Below are 16,627 nucleotides of genomic sequence, written 5' to 3' on the forward strand. Positions count from 1 at the left end.
AAAAACTTGGCTTGTCGCCAAATCTTTAGCGAAAGCTTCGTTCTACGTTGAAATAGCATGATAATAATAAGCTCCATTGTTTCCCTTGTATCTGTCACTCTATGCTGCAGGTATAAATCTTAAAATAGCTTCAATCACAGCCGTAATAATCGGAATAGCTAGAAGCAAAATGAATATTTTACCTGCTAATTCAATCTTGCTAGCTACGGATGTAAGACCCGCATCCTTTGTAATACTTGCACCTAACTCAGCTATATAGGCAATACCAATAATTTTTAAGATAGTTTCCAAATACATCCCATCTACTTGCGCTTTTGTACCTAATGTTTTAATCAATTGAAAAATACTGTTAATCTGTTGTATAACGGATATGAAAATTATTATTCCGGTAATCAAGATAACGAAGAAAGCAAAGGTTTGATTTACATTTTTCAAAATAAGAAATAGCAACGTAGCAACTATCCCCAATGTTACAATTTGTAAAATCTCCATCGTAATTACCCTTGAAATAGAAATACAGATTTTATCTGCTGAAATAGTTCAGATAAACCATCAATAACTAGTACAAGGACAATGATAAATCCGATCAAAGTTGCAAATTGTGCTATTTCTTCCTTACCCATTTGTTTTAAGATCGTATGGATTAATGCAACAATAATACCTATTCCAGCAATCTGAAATAAAATAGTAGCGTCTGTTAACATTGGGGTTAACTCCTTTCATCTATAGAAGCAGTAATACGATAAATAAACCGCATAACACACCTAAGCTTTTTGCCATTCTTCCATATTTTTCATACTGATCATTGGCATTTTCCAATTCACGTTCGAGATGACTTCTAGCCAAATAAATATGTTTTTGCTGTTGATTAAAATCATGCTGACCTAGTGTTTGTCCAAACTGCATTAAAATTTCTTTTTCATTTTTTCCTAGACAGGAAATATCCATCAATTCATCTAAACTGTTGGCCCAAACGATTTTAAAGTCTTTACTTTCTTGATGCATATTTTTATAAAGACGATCAAAAAATGCATGGATGGGAAAAGGGGTTTGTTTTTTAATGGCATGAAAAGCTTCCTGTAATGGCAGTTGACTATACATCATTTCTGCCTCTAAGATTTGTAATGCATTTTTCACTTGTCTAATATGCTTCGGCCTATTGGCCAAGCGACTGCTCCACTCAAATCCAACCCATGTTGTCGTTGCAATTAACATAAGCGCTCCTAACCAAACCATGAATTAGACCCCCGATTTTTGTTGCAGCATATTTCTCTCGTTTTCATCATAAATCGTATATGAACTCCCAGGTATAGATGTACGGTGTAATAAAACAAAGCGCTGAAAGATTCCTTGTGTAAGCAACCGCTTTATAGCTGGTCTGCGCTTTAATTCATCTAGTGTATAACCATGTACCGTGCAGATGACAACGACTCCAGCATGTAGTGCTTCTAATAATGCTTCCACATCTTTATTGCCGCCAATTTCATCAACAATCAGTACTTCCGGTGACATGGAACGGATCATCATCATCATTCCTTCGGCTTTAGGACAGGCATCCATCACATCTGTTCTTGTCCCTAAATCATGTTGAGGAACACCATTGATGGAAGCCGCAATTTCCGAACGTTCATCAATCACTCCGACTTTAAGTGGCGACACTTGATTCGAACCAGATGAAATTATCCTTGCTATATCACGAATTAACGTTGTCTTTCCGGTTTGTGGTGCCCCTATAATTAATGTATTCTTATAACCTCTATTATATAAATAAGGCATTAACTTACTAGCAGCTCCGATTTTTTGTTTAGCAATACGAATATTTAAAAAAGTGATATATTGGATAGCTTTCACAGATCCATTTAACGTGTTTACCTTTCCAGCTAAGCCGACTCTATGCCCACCTTCAATTGTCATATAGCCTTCTCGTAGTTCTTCTTCCATGCGGTATAAAGAATAATCACTTAATTGCTGAATAATGTGGACAAAATCATGCTTGTCCGGCTTTAAATAAACTAATTGTTCATGCGACTGATTGAAAATAAGCTCGATCGGTTGTTGTAAACGTAAGCGAATTTCTTGTAAATGTTCCCATCTATTAGTAAGAGCTCTATCTAATTCTGTTTGTAGTTGATTTGGAAATAGCCGGCTGATCTCATTCATCGCTTTTCTTCCCTCGCTTTTTTTCTTGCATTATCTAATAGTAAATGTATGCAGGGAAGGACAAAATATGACTTCACATCAAACTAGCAATTTTCTATTACTCATATACTTATGCAATAATTATCATGATATGAAAGTTTACGATATAGCTAGTTAATCTTTTGAACTAAATGTATTATTACACCTAAGCATAAAGTGGATTTTATTTTCTTCTAAAAATCATTCAATATGTATGATGTGTTACATGTAGAGTCACTACCGGTAAGGATTCTAGCGATATGTGAAGATGATCTGAAGCGTAGGACTTATAATTAAAACTTTTTTGACTGAAAATCTGCCCTCTAAAGCAAATTTTTATGCTTTGCTTTTTAACGAACAAGAACAAAAGCTAGAAGCGAGTTAGTGTCTTATCAACAGAAGTTCTTCTGACAAGAAAAAGGAAACATGCCTCTAAAACAGAGAGATGCCGACGCCTAATCGGAGAGACCGCTTTTAGTCGGCCTTTCTTTAGATTCTGAGCCGATGTTAACTTATCGTAGGAAGGAGATTGAAGTTTGCTAGCTGTGCGAGCGCTTATGCTAGATGATCCTACTTTTCAAAAAAAGTTATAAAGCTAGCATCTAGCATGCGCTTGGCTAGGCAGGAGATTTGCGGAAAGCGAAATAGGTTGACGTAGCGAGGATAGGTAAGGTTTTTACACTATAAGAAAGTATAAAATTTTTAGGCTTTATCCCGCATGTAAGTGCCGCAAGACCTCCCACTTCAAAATCTTGGAGTTGATTCAAAAGGGGCTAAGTGGGAGAAGACGGCACCTAAATGCCCGATTCGTTCAAGGGCCTTTAGGTCATACCCTTGTGGTACTAACATTCATTAGGAGATGGAAGAAAACTCCTACTGAATGAAGTTTCACTTTATAGTATAAGAAAACTATGGCTTTCGCTAAAGACTTGGCGACAAGCCAAGTTTTTCTAAGCACAAACAAACCGAACAATTATAGATGAATTGTTCGGTTTGTGCTAATTAGTATTTGCTTACGTCCGAGCCCCGCAGCACCTAGGACTGGTTTTTATTTATTAGCTCGTGATACATATTTTCCATCTGAAGTACTTACTACGATAATATCTCCTTGGTTAATGAAGAAAGGAACTTGTAAGGTGTGCCCTGTTTCTAATGTAGCCGGCTTTGATCCACCACTTGCAGTATCCCCTTTAATACCTGGTTCTGTTTCTACAACTTCTAATTCTACGTTATTTGGAAGTTGTACACCAAGAATTTCCCCTCCATACATAACAATCGATACTTCCATATTTTCTTTCATAAATTTCAATTCATGTTCTATTTGACTGCTGGAAAGCTCAATTTGTTCATACGTATTTGTATCCATAAATGCGTGCATATCACCAGAAGCATATAAATATTGCATTTTTTTCGTTTCAATATGTGCTTTCGCAACTTTTTCCCCAGCACGAAACGTTTTCTCTTGGATATTTCCACTACGCAAGTTTCTAAGCTTTGATCTGACAAATGCTGCACCTTTTCCTGGTTTTACATGTTGAAATTCCATTACTTGCCAGATATCATTATCTACTTCTATGGTTAATCCTGTCTTAAAATCATTAACTGAAATCATATTATGCCTCCATTACAAATGAATTAATTCTTTTGGCGCTTGTGTAAGTCGTTCATTACCTGTTTTAGTAATTACAACATCATCTTCAATCCTACAACCACCAACTCCAGGAATGTAAATCCCCGGCTCTACCGTGACTACCATACCTGGATCTAATATTTTATCAGAACGAAACGATAGAGAAGGAGCCTCATGCACTTCCATTCCAAGCCCATGGCCGGTAGAATGGCCGAAATATTTACCATACCCTTGTTCTGTAATATAATCTCTTGTTACCGCATCTGCTTCTTTTCCAGTAATACCAGGCTTAATAGCAGTTACACCACGTAATTGAGCCTCGAGTACAATATGGTAAATCGAATGTAATTGCTCATTTATTTCGCCAACCGCTACCGTTCGAGTAATATCCGAACAATAACCTTTATATAATGCTCCGTAATCTAGCGTAACCAGTTCACCCGTTTGGATTTTTTTATTTGAGGCAACACCGTGTGGTAAAGCAGATCGTTCTCCAGAAGCTACAATAGTATCAAAACTAGATGCTGTGGCACCTTGCTTACGCATAAAAAATTCCAATTCATTTGAAATATCAATTTCTCTTACACCTGGTTTAATAAAGGATTGAATATGTTCAAAAGCATCATCTGCTATTTTAGCAGCTTGTTTCATAATTGCTAATTCATCGTCTGTTTTAATTAACCGTAATGCTTCTAACATACCACTGACAGGAACAAGTGTAACATCAAATGAATCTCGAAACTGTTCATATTGATGATATGTAACATGCTCTTTCTCAAACCCAAGATGAGTAATATTCATTTCCTTTAGTTGGTTCTTAATTTCTTCGATTAGACTATCCTGGTACTCAATTACTTTAAAATCCTTAATCTGTTCGTTCGCTTGTTTCGTATAGCGAAAATCTGTTATAAAACGAGCATCCGTCTGGCTAATGATGGCGGTTCCGGCAGTACCAGTAAATCCAGTAATGTAACGTCGATTAATGGGACTAGATACTAAGATACCATCTAGCTTCTTCTCCTCAAGCGTTTGCCGTAATTTTGTTAGCTTGCTCATTATTTCATCCCTTTCCTTATGTTTTCTTTGTTATGGATACAGGAACACAAGACTGTATCCAGTTTATCATAAAGCGTTCCATTTGAATAATATAACTTCACATGCATTTATGTCTATACCTTTTCTGTCTTCTGATTATTTGATTGATTATTTGATCCTTGCAAATCATGATAATCATATGAAATGGAATAACCGATAAAGGTTCCGTACAAGATAAATAAACAGCTTGTAGATGCTATTGTATCCATATGAAGTTTAGTTAGTGGTGGTACCGTTGAAAAAATGGGATTCATGATGTAAAAAATTACAATCCATAAAAGAATCCCAAAAACCGCACCTACCCACATCGAGTTAATTTTTTTAAATAGTCCATAATAAATAAGCGCTGTTCCAATTGAGAGCAACCCAATAATAAAAATAGTTATCACATTTCCTAACCATGTATCAACCCATTCTGCTTGAATCCAAGAACTTAGTATAAAAGATTTAGGTGCAACCTCAGAAAAATTAAAATAATACAGAACCGTCCCAAAGATACTCCAAAAGACACCGCCAATAAAACCAGTCAATAAAGATCTTGCTAGAATTGTCATTGGGGTTTCATGTTGATTCTGCTCTAATTGTTTCTTTTGCTCTGCCATACTATACACCTCCAAGTTTAGTATGACCAGTTGTTTACGAACCAATCCATTAAATTTCGTTGATTATCTCTAGTTATTTATGCAGCATTGCAGTAAAATAAAGGTAATGAAAGGTTCTCAAATGCATAACCGGTTCGTTTTGATGGTTTTCGAATAAAATAAAGATTAGAAAGACTTGGCTTGTCGCCAAGTCTTTAGTGAAAGCCATAGTTTTTCTTATACTATAAAGCCTAAAAAAATTTTATACACTTTCCTATAGTACAAAAAAGGAATAAATTTCTTAATTAAGTTAATACTAACATAAAGAACATGTTCAAAAAGAATAAATAGATATGCAAAGTTTGAAATAGCTTAGTTTCGCTGTACCGAGTGTATACAGTTTGATACGGTGCAAGCACCTTGGTTAGTCCAATAAACGATAAAACTGCGAGAGGAATCTGCCTGGTCTCAGTAAGAGTAGTCTTGAGGGGCTTATCTCGCTGGATATGGAGTAATGTCATACAAAAATTATCCGCTATGAGCCAATTTTATAATTTTCTCGATCATGAAAACCTGCCTAGCTCCCAGTCCTTTGACTAAAGGTCATTACCCAGTCACAAGAAAGGATACGTTAGACATTAAACGTTTTCACCTACGTCGTCCTAACGCTAAAATTTTATATATTCAAAGGGTCCATGCATTATTTTCACCGGACTTTTCGGACATTCGTATAAAGGTCTATACATCAATATTTAAATTGTAAGATTATGAATAGAAATGATTATAATAGTGCATAACCTGATAAGGAGGAACATCGATAATGAAACGAAGATCTATTTCTATTCCAGTGTATATTATTCTTGGTTTAGCTCTAGTCGGTCTTTTATCACAGTTGTTTACCAATACTGTCAGCTTTATCAATAGCATTTTTATTTCAATTGGAATTGGAGTTGCTTTATTTTCCATCTTTTATTTCCTGTTTATTCGAAAACGAAATAGTTCCAATGAAATGAAAAAGTATCGTCAAGCCGTAAAACAATCGAAGGCAAAGTATCAACGTCACCAAGCCAACAAACCTGCTGCTGTGAAGGGTCAATCAACGATTTCTCAACAACGAAAAAAGCGACTTAAACGAGCCCCTCATTTACGTGTTATTGATGGGAATAAATCAACAAAGAAAAAGGATCGTGCTTCGTTCTAAAGCACGATCCTTTTTTATCTTGGCCAACTCCTTAAAAACCTACTTGTCTGTTCATAACCTGCTTGAATTAACTTTTTCTTTATATCATTATCAATATTAAAGTCCGTGCTTTCCAAATTTTCTACTGGAATAAAAATAATATTGTTTGCTTGTGACATAGATACATATCTACTATCATGAGCTTCTATCATCGTTAAAAATAAGGCATGAAACATAGCCAAGGCCGTTTTTATTTTTCGGGGTTTTAAATGCACAGAAGCTGCGCTTAATTTTACACCTAAAACCGGGCGCTTGCGTTTATTATGGTCTTCTCCAAAAACCCATAATGGAAAATTACTTAACAAGCCGCCATCGACCATAAGACTTTTTGTTTTATTTTTGCCTGATAGCTTTTTAGGCATAAAAAAATAAGGGAAGCCTGCACTCATCCGAATTGCTGTTGCGACAGGAAAATGTTCAGGTGGAATACCATAAATTCGTTCTAAATCGTCTGGGATAACTACTAGCTTTCCTAAAGAAATATCACTAGCTATTACTTTTAAATAGTCAGGATGAATATCTTTAAATGTATATATATGTTTAACAGCTAGCTTTTCACCAATCCATCCTTCTAATTTGTTCCCTTTATTTATGCCAAGCTGAAAATATAAGAACAACCATTTTGTAAATGGTAGCCATTTTGTAATTACGGGAGGATCTAAAAGGTTCTTTAGGTTCAACTCTTCCATTAATGTGCGAATATCATGATAACTGTAGCGTGCAGCAAGTAAAGAAGCAATAATAGCACCTGCTGATGTTCCTGCTACTCGCTCAAATGCCAGCCCTTCTTCCTCAATGCGCTTCATAACTCCGATAAAGGCATAAGCCTTTACTCCGCCACCTGAAAAAACTCCGTCAATTCGCATAAGCCTTCCCCTCTTCATTGCTAAATGTGATATTTACCTTATGTGTAAGCAATGAAAAAGGCAATTAGAACTTAAATTTAAAATATTTTAAATTTAAGTCGTTATTTACTGCTTTCAACTTCAGACGCTTGATGAATTTTCTTCAATTCTGCTAGACGCTTCTCATCTGCTTTGAAATAATTGACCACATCACCAATACGATCAATTGAATTCCAACTTAAATGATGTTCAATTCCTTCTACATCATTATAAATATTCTCATGATCCACACCGATTATATTTAAAAATTCTTCTAATAATTCATGACGAAATACGAGTCGCTCGCCAATTTTTTTGCCCTTTTTTGTTAAAACAAAACCGCGGTATTTTTCATAGTCTAAATAATCATCACGATCTAACTTTTGAATCATTTTTGTAACCGAAGACGGATGAACTTCTAGTTCCTCTGCAATATCAGAGACACGGGCATACCCTTTAGATTCCATTAAATTATAAATCTGCTCTATATAATCTTCCATACTAGGTGTAGGCATTTATGCTCCTCCATTTCAAAAATATTTTTTGTCGAACGCAAAATTGTTTCACCTTAAAGGATACAGGAATGTTAACCAAGAAACAAGCTATAACACCCATATATTATATATTCAAATGATTTTGCCGAATTTACGGTTACGTTAGATTCGTAATAGCAAATAAGTGATGAATTTAACATAGTTATGCTCAAAGACTATAACTTCTTTATCATAATCTGTGAAACATAGCATTTATTTTTAAAGAGTTTAGATATTCGTGTGTATGCCAAAAATCAGAGCTAGCCAGTATAGAAAAAGTGCTTTTTCATCCACATTTTTGAACATCCTTATAAATAAGTTTTGAAAAATCAAGGTTTTACACCTATAATAGAGGATGTACAAATGTTGATAGACGGGGGAAAAGCAATGGAAATTTTAGTTTTACTCATCGTTGTTTTCATAGCATTTCTAGTATTTCGTTATTTTAGACAGAGAATGTATTTGAAAACATTGACAGAAGATCAATTTCGTGAAGGATATCGTAAAGCACAACTGATAGATGTACGTGAACCACAAGAGTTTAAACGCGGACATATCTTAGGTGCGAGAAATATTCCCGTTACACAAATGAAACAACGATTAGTGGAATTGCGCAAAGACAAGCCTGTGTATCTTTATTGCCAAAGTGGTGCGCGAGCAGCTCGTGCCGCTCAACTTTTGCATAAAAAAGGTTATAAGGATATCAGTGTCTTAAAAGGCGGATTTAAAAAGTGGACAGGCAAAATTAAAAAATAAAGCTACACTTCTTTCGTAAACATTGTTTTCTAATACGAATAGAAGTAAATCAAAAGGACAGACACCCGAGATATCCTCGGGTGCGATGTATTCAAGTAGCTTTTACCAATCTGTTAGCTAATTGGGACTTGTATTAAAAAGTAGCATCTCAGAGACAGTATAAAAAACCAGCAAATCGTATACTAAATCAGACTGCTAGTATTGTTATATATACAAGCTGAATGTTTCAACTATAACGGTTTTTGCTAAACCTGATATCTTTAGCATATAAAAAACACCATGGTTAATATAACCATGGTGTTTTTTAACAAAGGTAAGACTATACACTTAAGTAAAAATCATATTCAAACTTCTGACTTAGGCTTATACCGCAAAATTGGTTTTCTAGCAGCTGTCGTTTCATCCATTCGTTTAACAATCGTATGATGTGGCGCTTCCTGTACTAATTCTGGTTCCTCTCTAACCTCTTTTGCTATCTGCAACATTGTTTCAATAAAACCATCCAATGTCTCTTTTGATTCGGTTTCAGTGGGCTCAATCATTAATGCTTCCTCGACATTGAGAGGAAAGTAAATTGTCGGTGGATGATAACCATAGTCTAATAAACGTTTTGCTATATCTAAAGTACGTACACCCAGTTTTTTCTGTCGTTTTCCGGAAAGAACAAATTCATGTTTGCAATGCTGCTTAAATGGAAGATCGTATTCTTTTTCCAGATTACGCATTAAATAGTTAGCATTAAGCACAGCGTATTCACTAACCTTTTTCAAACCTTCAGCTCCCATTGTTCGGATATACGTATAGGCTCTTAAATAAATTCCAAAATTACCATAATACGGTTTTACTCTACCAATGGATTGCGGCAGATCATCCTTAAATAAATAACGATCTCCACTCTTTTCTAACAATGGTTTAGGGAGGAAAGGCTTTAATTCTTCTGTTACGCCAACAGGACCAGAACCGGGTCCACCACCGCCATGGGGTCCAGTAAAGGTTTTATGCAAGTTTAAATGTACGGCATCAAACCCCATATCGCCGGGACGGGCATAGCCCATAATTGCATTTAAATTAGCCCCGTCATAATACATTTTACCTCCAGCATCATGGACAATCTTTGCCATTTCTTCAATTTCTGTTTCAAATAAGCCCAGCGTATTCGGATTCGTTAACATAAGTGCTGCTGTATCTGGACCAACTACTCGTTTTAAATCTTCTAAATCAACTAATCCTTGATCATTGGATTGGACAGTTACTGCTTCAAATCCGGCAACAGTAGCAGAGGCTGGGTTGGTTCCATGTGCTGAATCCGGCACGATTACTTTTGTACGCTGATAATCACCATTTGCTTCATGAAAAGCACGAATCATCATTAATGCTGTCCATTCGCCTTGCGCTCCAGCAGCAGATTGCAAAGAAACTTCATCCATACCTGTAATTTCACATAAGGATTGTTGTAGATCATACATCATTGCCATCGCACCTTGTACACTACTTTCAGGCTGATCAGGATGAATATGGCTAAAGCCTTCCATTCGAGCGACATCTTCATTAATCTTTGGGTTGTATTTCATTGTACATGAACCCAGGGGATAAAAACCCGAGTCTACTCCGTAATTTCGTGTGGAGAGCGCAGTATAATGTCTTATCAAATCCAGTTCACTAATTTCCGGAAGATTAGCAGCTTCTTTACGAATATACGTTTCTCCAAGCTCCTGTTCCAAGTCTACATCAGGTACATCTAATTCTGGTAAGCTGTAGCTTGTTCTTCCAGGTTTGCTTCGTTCAAAGATAAGTGGAAAATCTTGTCTATTCATTTAAATCCCCCAATTCTTTGACAAACTTATCAATTTCTTCAGCACTCCGGTTTTCTGTAACCGCAACGAGCATCTGTCCAGACATATTAGGATAATCTCTTTCTAGATCATAGCCACCGATAATCCCTCTCTCAAGTAATTGTTCATTTACTTCAGCAACAGGCTTATCTAATTGAATAACAAATTCATTGAAAAATGTACCATCATAAATAATGGTAAAACCTGCTTCTTCAAGCTTTTGCTTTGCATAACGTGCCTTTTTCATATTTAAAGCAGCCATTTTTTTCAAACCGCGCTTGCCAAGAGCACTCATTGCTACTGCACTAGCTAATGCATTCAATGCTTGATTCGAGCAAATATTAGAAGTGGCCTTATCTCTCCGAATATGTTGCTCTCGTGCTTGTAAAGTCAGTACAAAGCCTCTAACTCCATCTTCATCCATTGTCTGTCCCACTAAGCGTCCAGGAACTTTACGCATTAATTTTTTTGTGGTGGCAAAATAGCCACAATGGGGCCCACCAAATTGAGCAGGAATACCAAATACTTGTGTATCGCCAACAACTATATCAGCACCAAATTCAGCAGGTGGTGTCAGGTATCCCAGTGCTAACGGATTGCTTGAAGTAATAAACATGGTTTTCTTCTTATCTGATAAAAGTGTCTGGATTTCTTTCATCGGTTCTAATAGACCGAAGAAATTCGGATATTGTATAACTACGCTCGCTGTTTCATCATCTAATTCTTTTTCTAGGTTAGCTAAATCAGTCACACCTTTATTCGTGTCAATATATACAATTGTCAAACCCGATCCCTTAGCATAGGTTTCAATTACTGCACGACTTTGTGGATGAACGGCACGAGATACTAAAATCTTTTTTCTTCTCGTTTGAGCAGCGCTTAAGTTTACCGCTTCAGCTAACGCAGTACCGCCATCATACATAGAGGAATTGGCCACATCCAACCCTGTCAACTCACAAATCATTGTTTGAAATTCAAAAATCGCCTGCAATTCTCCTTGAGAAATCTCTGGTTGATAAGGCGTGTAGGCAGTATAGAACTCAGATCTAGAAATGACATGATTGACAACCGATGGAATATAGTGATCATATACGCCAGCACCTAGGAAACAATGATACTGCTTTAAGTTCGCATTTTTAGCTGCCATGTTTGCTAATTCTTTCTTTAAATCTCCTTCATTTGCAGGTGATTTTAAGTTCATTGGCTGCTTTAGGCGCACCTTTCTAGGTATATCGGAGAAGAGCTCATCTGTATCATTTACTCCAACGCTTCTAAGCATGGTTTGTTTATCATCTTCTGTCATTGGCAAATAGCGAAATTCCATTCTATTCTCCCCCTATTTTTTTCTTTTATAAAAAGGTGTTTCGACTACTTTTGCTTGAAGTTGCCGTTTTCTAACTTGCACGGTCAATTCAGTACCTATATCGGCATAGTCTGTATTCACTAAAGCAAGACCAAGATTTTTGTTAAGCGTTGGTGCCTGCGTTCCTGAAGTAATAAAGCCAACATGCGCTTCCTGATAATAGACATCATATCCTGTCCGCGGGATACCTTTATCGATCATTTCTAAGCCGATAAGTTTTCTGGTTGTACCTTCTGCTAGCTGTTTTTGCAATGCTTTTTTTCCAATGAAATCTACTGCTTTATTCGTTTTTACTGCAAAGGCTAAACCGGATTCTACTGGGCTAATTGTATGAGATAACTCTTGACCATATAAAGGCAGACCTGCTTCAAACCGCAATGTATCTCTTGCCCCTAACCCAACTGGCTCTACTCCCTTATCTTTACCAGCTTGTAAAATAGTTTTCCATAAAGCTATTCCGCTAGCAGCTGGAATATAAATCTCAAATCCATCCTCACCCGTGTAACCCGTTCGTGAAACAAGTGCGGTCTCCTCTATACCAGTGAAATTGACATTATTTTCAAAGCGAAAAAACCGAATAGTTGATAATTCCTTATCTGTTAACGCTTGCAATACTTCTTCAGCGAAAGGGCCTTGTAAAGCAAGCTGCGCATATTTACTGGAAATATCCTCAATAGTTAACTGAGTCTCACTAAACTGATTATGACGAACTAGCCATTGATAATCTTTTTTTGTGTTAGCCGCATTGACGACAAGGAGATAATCATTATCATCAAGCATATAAATTAGAAAATCATCGACAGTTCCACCATTCTCATAACACATAAACGTATATTGAGCACGGTTTGGCGTTAACTTTCCCACATCATTCGTTACCATTTGTTGTAGAAATTCTAGACTTTTCGGGCCTTTAACAGCGATTTCCCCCATATGAGAAACGTCAAATAACCCAGCCTTTGTTCTTGTTATTTCATGTTCATGCTTAATACCGGCGAATTGTACAGGAAGATCCCATCCACCAAAATCAATCGTTTTCGCTCCATGTTCTGCATAAATGGGAAATAAAGGTGTCCGCTTTAATTTACTCATCCCACCACTCCTTCTCCAGACTGAAAATTTGAAAAAATAATTCAACAATGCCATTTTCCGATGTTTAGACAGTTAGAAAAACTTGGCTTGTCGCCAAGTCTTTAGCGAAAGCTGTCGTTTTTCTTATACGATAAACCCTAAAAATTTTATACTTTCCTATAGTGGAACAAAAGTGTAGCTTGGTTAGCTTAGCCATGTACAAACGGCAAAACTTCTTACTAGATACAGTGAAATTTCATTCAAAGAGTGCTTTTGTTCTTGAATGTTAGCCAATGTTAACTGATTGTAAGCAGAGATCGAAGTTTATTACTTTTTAAGTGCATCAGCTAGACAAAGCTACCATTTCAAAAATACCCATTAAGTAAAATGGATATTTTTTAGTCAGTAAAAAACAGAGATCCATTGCATGAAATGAAATCTCTGTCCTGCTACCAGAAAGTTGCATACCAATAGCATATTGGTATTTGCTTCGTGGGTGGTTTACATCTTTGTAAACTCTCTCCAGAGTCGCGTCCTACAAGAGTCTGTTTGCCTGAGAGATTCGCTTTCACTTGCTCCTTCGGCGTTACATAACGGTAAGAACCATCTCCGCATTCGTAAGCTCTCCCCTTGTATTCATTCGCTTTTATGAAAAATTAACGTTTTGGTTATACTATGTAATACCTTTATCGGCAATGTAGCCTCTTTTTTTTACTGTGTATTATTATATCACATATTTAGAAAGATAAAATAGATAACCCCAATAATCTATAGAAAAAGGAAGTATACGATGAAATCCATTTATTTAGATAAAGATACAGTGTTTATTAAAGAACTTGAAGATAGACTCGAAAAAAACACCTCTCTTTCGTCCTGGGAGCTATTCAAAATGGCCTATGAAGCCGAGCAAACTACTATGTCTCCTTATTTTAGAGGGTTACGGGCATTGGAATTCTTACCACATATGGAGTTTTTAAAACATCAGATCCATACAGCCGAGCAAGTTATTGAACAAATGAATGGTAGAGCTATTTTGGCTGATGAAGTTGGGCTTGGAAAAACAATTGAAGCAGGATTAGTATTAAAAGAATATATGATTCGTGGCTTAGTGAACAAAGCACTAATTCTTGTTCCAGCCTCATTAGTCAATCAATGGGAAAAAGAATTAAATGAAAAATTTTATATCCCTGCTGTTGCTTATCGGAAAAACATGAGCTGGGAGCAAGGTAATATAATTATTTCATCTATAGATACAGCAAAACGTGAGCCACATCGAAGTACAATTCTCGGTATGGACTATGATTTTGTTTTAGTAGACGAAGCTCATAAATTAAAGAATCATAAAACGAAAAATTATGCTTTTGTTCGTTCATTAAAGAAAAAGTATTGCCTGCTCTTAACAGCAACTCCTGTGCAAAATGAATTAATAGAAATCTTTAATCTTGTTTCCATTTTAAAACCTGGGCATCTAGGTAATTATGATTCTTTTGTTAAGAGTTACGGTAACGACCGTAAAAATATGAAGCACGATCTATACTTAAAACAGCTTGTAAAAAAGGTAATGGTAAGAAATACAAGAAAAGATACTGGCTTAAATCAAGTAAAACGAAATATTGAAACCATATGGACAGAATTCTCAAAAGAGGAAGCTGAGGTTTATCAATGGTTAGAAAATAGCAGTGCATTACTTCCATCCTTTTCTAAGATTACATTACTCCGTGAATTTTGTTCTTCAAGAGAGGCCTGCTATTTATCGCTCAAAAAAATGCTAACAGAAAAACCGGATTTAGATGTATTTCAGCAAATCACGGAAAAAATTGAGCAATTACCTCACCATAAAAAAGCGGAAAAAGCAGTTGAACTGATTCAACAAATCGGCGATGAAAAAGTGATTATTTTTACGGAATATAGAGCCACTCAATTTTATTTGCAATGGTATTTACAGCAACACGGCATCTCTTCTGTTCCTTTCCGCGGAGGCTTTAAACGCAGTAAAAAGGATTGGATGCGCCAGCTTTTTCAACATCATGCCCAAGTATTAATTGCTACAGAAGCAGGTGGTGAAGGAATTAACCTACAATTTTGCAACTACATGATTAACTATGACCTGCCATGGAACCCGATGCGCTTAGAACAGCGAATTGGGCGAATTCATCGTTATGGCCAGGATAAAGATGTTCATATATATAATTTTGCTATCAAAGATACAGTCGAGGAACATATTATGAAACTGTTGTATGAAAAAATTCACCTGTTTGAGCAAGTTATTGGCGATTTAGATGCAATATTATCAGAACTGTCCATCCATGATCTTGAACAAGAAATCGAACAAATTTATGCTGAATCGGCTACTACTGGAGAAGCAAAAATAAAGCTCCATAATTTATCTGCGGTTATTCAAACAGCACATAACACAGCGAATCAGGAGGAACAACAATATGGCGATGCGTAATCATTTAAATAAATTTCTGATCTCATTTTTTCAAGCTAATAACTGTAAAATTCTTCATAATAATGATGGAATAATAACGATTCAGTTAACAGAGAAAATGGATAAAGTTCTTATGAATCGCCCATTTTACTGGCATTATATAAAAAAAATGGGATATCCTGGTGATCCTATGCAGCTAACGTTGATAACAAATCCGCACAAGCGAGATGAAAAAGGGGAATGGATTCATTTTGGAAGCCCGCGTTTACAACAAATTATTCGATATTTACAAGAAAACGAAAAATATACAAAGCTTTTTCAACAAATAACACCTATCGTCCATACCCCACTTTATCCTTGGCTCGTTACCAATATAAAAATAAGCTATAAAGGAAAATATAAACGAGATGAACTATTTTCTATCGGCTTAAATTTAATTAATGGCACCATGAAATCAGACATGATGCAAACATTAGCGCAGCTTCCTTTGAATACAACCATTTCTGACTTTTGTTATACACTTTCTCCGATGATTAAGCTAAAAAGTGGGTATAAGCGTATTGAGACTGTTCTCGACCAATATGTAGAAAATCAAGATCATGGTTGGGCGGTTGACTCATTACAAGCATTGGAGGAAGAAGCCAAGCTACTTGAGCACTTTTATAAAACGGATACAGAAGATGAGCAGATGGAACGGGAACTAGAGGAAATTACCAAAAGATACCAACCACAAATTACGTATCAAGTTGTAAATGGTGGACTATTTTATTTAACGACGGACATCGCTTAAGCAGGCAAGATTACCTTGCCTGCTTTTTGTATTTATGAAGCATGATGCGAAACGCAAATGGTAAAATACCAAACCAATGATGAATATAGGCTGTATTAGGGGTTCGTTTTTTCTGCCGACGCTGCTTTTTTTCTTCAGCAGGCAAATCTAAATAAGTCACTATTTGCATCGTAACAAATTCAATATAATCCTTTGTTGACATCCTACCCCTCCTTTATCAAACAGTTTACTATTAGCTTTACCAAA

At 36.1% G+C, this 16,627-nt stretch carries 17 protein-coding genes and 2 riboswitches; of the genes, 4 read left to right on the forward strand and 13 right to left on the reverse strand.

Annotated features, from left to right (window positions below):
* Positions 1-99 precede the first annotated feature (99 nt).
* The 7 genes from spoIIIAD to BN1066_RS17560 all read right to left on the reverse strand — a co-directional run bounded on the left by spoIIIAD (position 100) and on the right by BN1066_RS17560 (position 5,505).
* Positions 100-492 carry a stage III sporulation protein AD gene (gene spoIIIAD / locus BN1066_RS17530; RefSeq protein ID WP_077320809.1) on the reverse strand — a complete coding sequence of 131 codons (393 nt, stop codon included), beginning with the start codon at positions 490-492 and terminating at the stop codon, positions 100-102.
* Positions 493-497: 5 nt separating this feature from the next.
* The gene (spoIIIAC, locus tag BN1066_RS17535) at positions 498-704 is read right to left on the reverse strand and encodes a stage III sporulation protein AC (protein ID WP_077320811.1); all 207 of its coding nucleotides are present in this window, start codon (positions 702-704) and stop codon (positions 498-500) included.
* Between the two features lie 19 nt (positions 705-723).
* Entirely contained in the window at positions 724-1,236 is a 513-nt protein-coding gene (spoIIIAB, locus tag BN1066_RS17540; protein WP_077320813.1) for a stage III sporulation protein SpoIIIAB, read from the reverse strand.
* A 3-nt stretch (positions 1,237-1,239) separates the two neighbouring features.
* Positions 1,240-2,160 (reverse strand): stage III sporulation protein AA, encoded by a 921-nt coding sequence (spoIIIAA, locus tag BN1066_RS17545; protein WP_077320815.1) that lies wholly within the window; start codon positions 2,158-2,160, stop codon positions 1,240-1,242.
* Between the two features lie 1,066 nt (positions 2,161-3,226).
* Complete coding sequence (efp, locus tag BN1066_RS17550) at positions 3,227-3,790, reverse strand: elongation factor P (RefSeq protein ID WP_077320817.1); 564 nt, start codon at positions 3,788-3,790, stop codon at positions 3,227-3,229.
* 12 nt (positions 3,791-3,802) lie between these two features.
* Entirely contained in the window at positions 3,803-4,864 is a 1,062-nt protein-coding gene (locus tag BN1066_RS17555; protein WP_077320819.1) for a M24 family metallopeptidase, read from the reverse strand.
* A 113-nt stretch (positions 4,865-4,977) separates the two neighbouring features.
* Positions 4,978-5,505 carry a YqhR family membrane protein gene (locus BN1066_RS17560; RefSeq protein WP_077320821.1) on the reverse strand — a complete coding sequence of 176 codons (528 nt, stop codon included), beginning with the start codon at positions 5,503-5,505 and terminating at the stop codon, positions 4,978-4,980.
* Between the two features lie 799 nt (positions 5,506-6,304).
* On the opposite strand from BN1066_RS17560, the gene BN1066_RS17565 reads away from it, so the two are divergent.
* Positions 6,305-6,685, forward strand: coding sequence for an SA1362 family protein (locus BN1066_RS17565; RefSeq protein ID WP_077320823.1), 381 nt, complete (start codon positions 6,305-6,307; stop codon positions 6,683-6,685).
* A 14-nt stretch (positions 6,686-6,699) separates the two neighbouring features.
* Here the strand turns inward: BN1066_RS17565 and BN1066_RS17570 are convergent, their stop codons facing one another.
* Together BN1066_RS17570 and mntR are read right to left on the reverse strand one after the other, a co-directional pair.
* Positions 6,700-7,590: a patatin-like phospholipase family protein gene (locus BN1066_RS17570; RefSeq protein ID WP_077320825.1), complete on the reverse strand. Its 891-nt coding sequence runs from the start codon at positions 7,588-7,590 to the stop codon at positions 6,700-6,702.
* Positions 7,591-7,691: 101 nt separating this feature from the next.
* On the reverse strand, positions 7,692-8,123 hold the full coding sequence (mntR, locus tag BN1066_RS17575; RefSeq protein ID WP_077320827.1) for a transcriptional regulator MntR: 432 nt from the start codon (positions 8,121-8,123) through the stop codon (positions 7,692-7,694).
* A gap of 405 nt (positions 8,124-8,528) precedes the next feature.
* Here mntR and BN1066_RS17580 point away from each other — a divergent pair, with 405 nt between their 5' ends.
* On the forward strand, positions 8,529-8,897 hold the full coding sequence (locus BN1066_RS17580) for a rhodanese-like domain-containing protein (RefSeq protein WP_077321542.1): 369 nt from the start codon (positions 8,529-8,531) through the stop codon (positions 8,895-8,897).
* 344 nt (positions 8,898-9,241) lie between these two features.
* On the opposite strand, the gene gcvPB is transcribed toward BN1066_RS17580, so the two are convergent.
* Genes gcvPB through gcvT form a run of 3 tightly spaced genes read right to left on the reverse strand, consistent with a single transcriptional unit; the run spans position 9,242 to position 13,181 of the window.
* Positions 9,242-10,711: an aminomethyl-transferring glycine dehydrogenase subunit GcvPB gene (gene gcvPB, locus BN1066_RS17585; protein WP_077320829.1), complete on the reverse strand. Its 1,470-nt coding sequence runs from the start codon at positions 10,709-10,711 to the stop codon at positions 9,242-9,244.
* Entirely contained in the window at positions 10,704-12,053 is a 1,350-nt protein-coding gene (gene gcvPA / locus BN1066_RS17590; protein ID WP_077320831.1) for an aminomethyl-transferring glycine dehydrogenase subunit GcvPA, read from the reverse strand. The genes gcvPB and gcvPA overlap by 8 nt, the downstream gene beginning before the upstream one ends.
* A 12-nt stretch (positions 12,054-12,065) precedes the next feature.
* A complete protein-coding gene (gene gcvT / locus BN1066_RS17595) occupies positions 12,066-13,181 on the reverse strand; it encodes a glycine cleavage system aminomethyltransferase GcvT (protein WP_077320833.1) in 1,116 nt (371 codons plus the stop codon).
* 418 nt (positions 13,182-13,599) lie between these two features.
* Positions 13,600-13,688: riboswitch (glycine riboswitch) on the reverse strand.
* Positions 13,689-13,691: 3 nt separating this feature from the next.
* Positions 13,692-13,800: riboswitch (glycine riboswitch) on the reverse strand.
* A gap of 150 nt (positions 13,801-13,950) precedes the next feature.
* Between gcvT and BN1066_RS17600 the strand changes: the two genes are divergently transcribed.
* Positions 13,951-15,612 (forward strand): DEAD/DEAH box helicase, encoded by a 1,662-nt coding sequence (locus BN1066_RS17600; protein WP_077320835.1) that lies wholly within the window; start codon positions 13,951-13,953, stop codon positions 15,610-15,612.
* A complete protein-coding gene (locus BN1066_RS17605; protein WP_077320838.1) occupies positions 15,599-16,381 on the forward strand; it encodes a YqhG family protein in 783 nt (260 codons plus the stop codon). Before BN1066_RS17600 ends, BN1066_RS17605 begins: the two co-directional genes overlap by 14 nt.
* A gap of 10 nt (positions 16,382-16,391) precedes the next feature.
* Here the strand turns inward: BN1066_RS17605 and BN1066_RS17610 are convergent, their stop codons facing one another.
* A complete protein-coding gene (locus BN1066_RS17610; protein ID WP_077320840.1) occupies positions 16,392-16,583 on the reverse strand; it encodes a YqzE family protein in 192 nt (63 codons plus the stop codon).
* Positions 16,584-16,627 lie beyond the last annotated feature (44 nt).

The organism is Virgibacillus proomii (genome assembly GCF_900162615.1).
GTDB classification, from domain to species: domain Bacteria; phylum Bacillota; class Bacilli; order Bacillales; family Amphibacillaceae; genus Virgibacillus; species Virgibacillus proomii.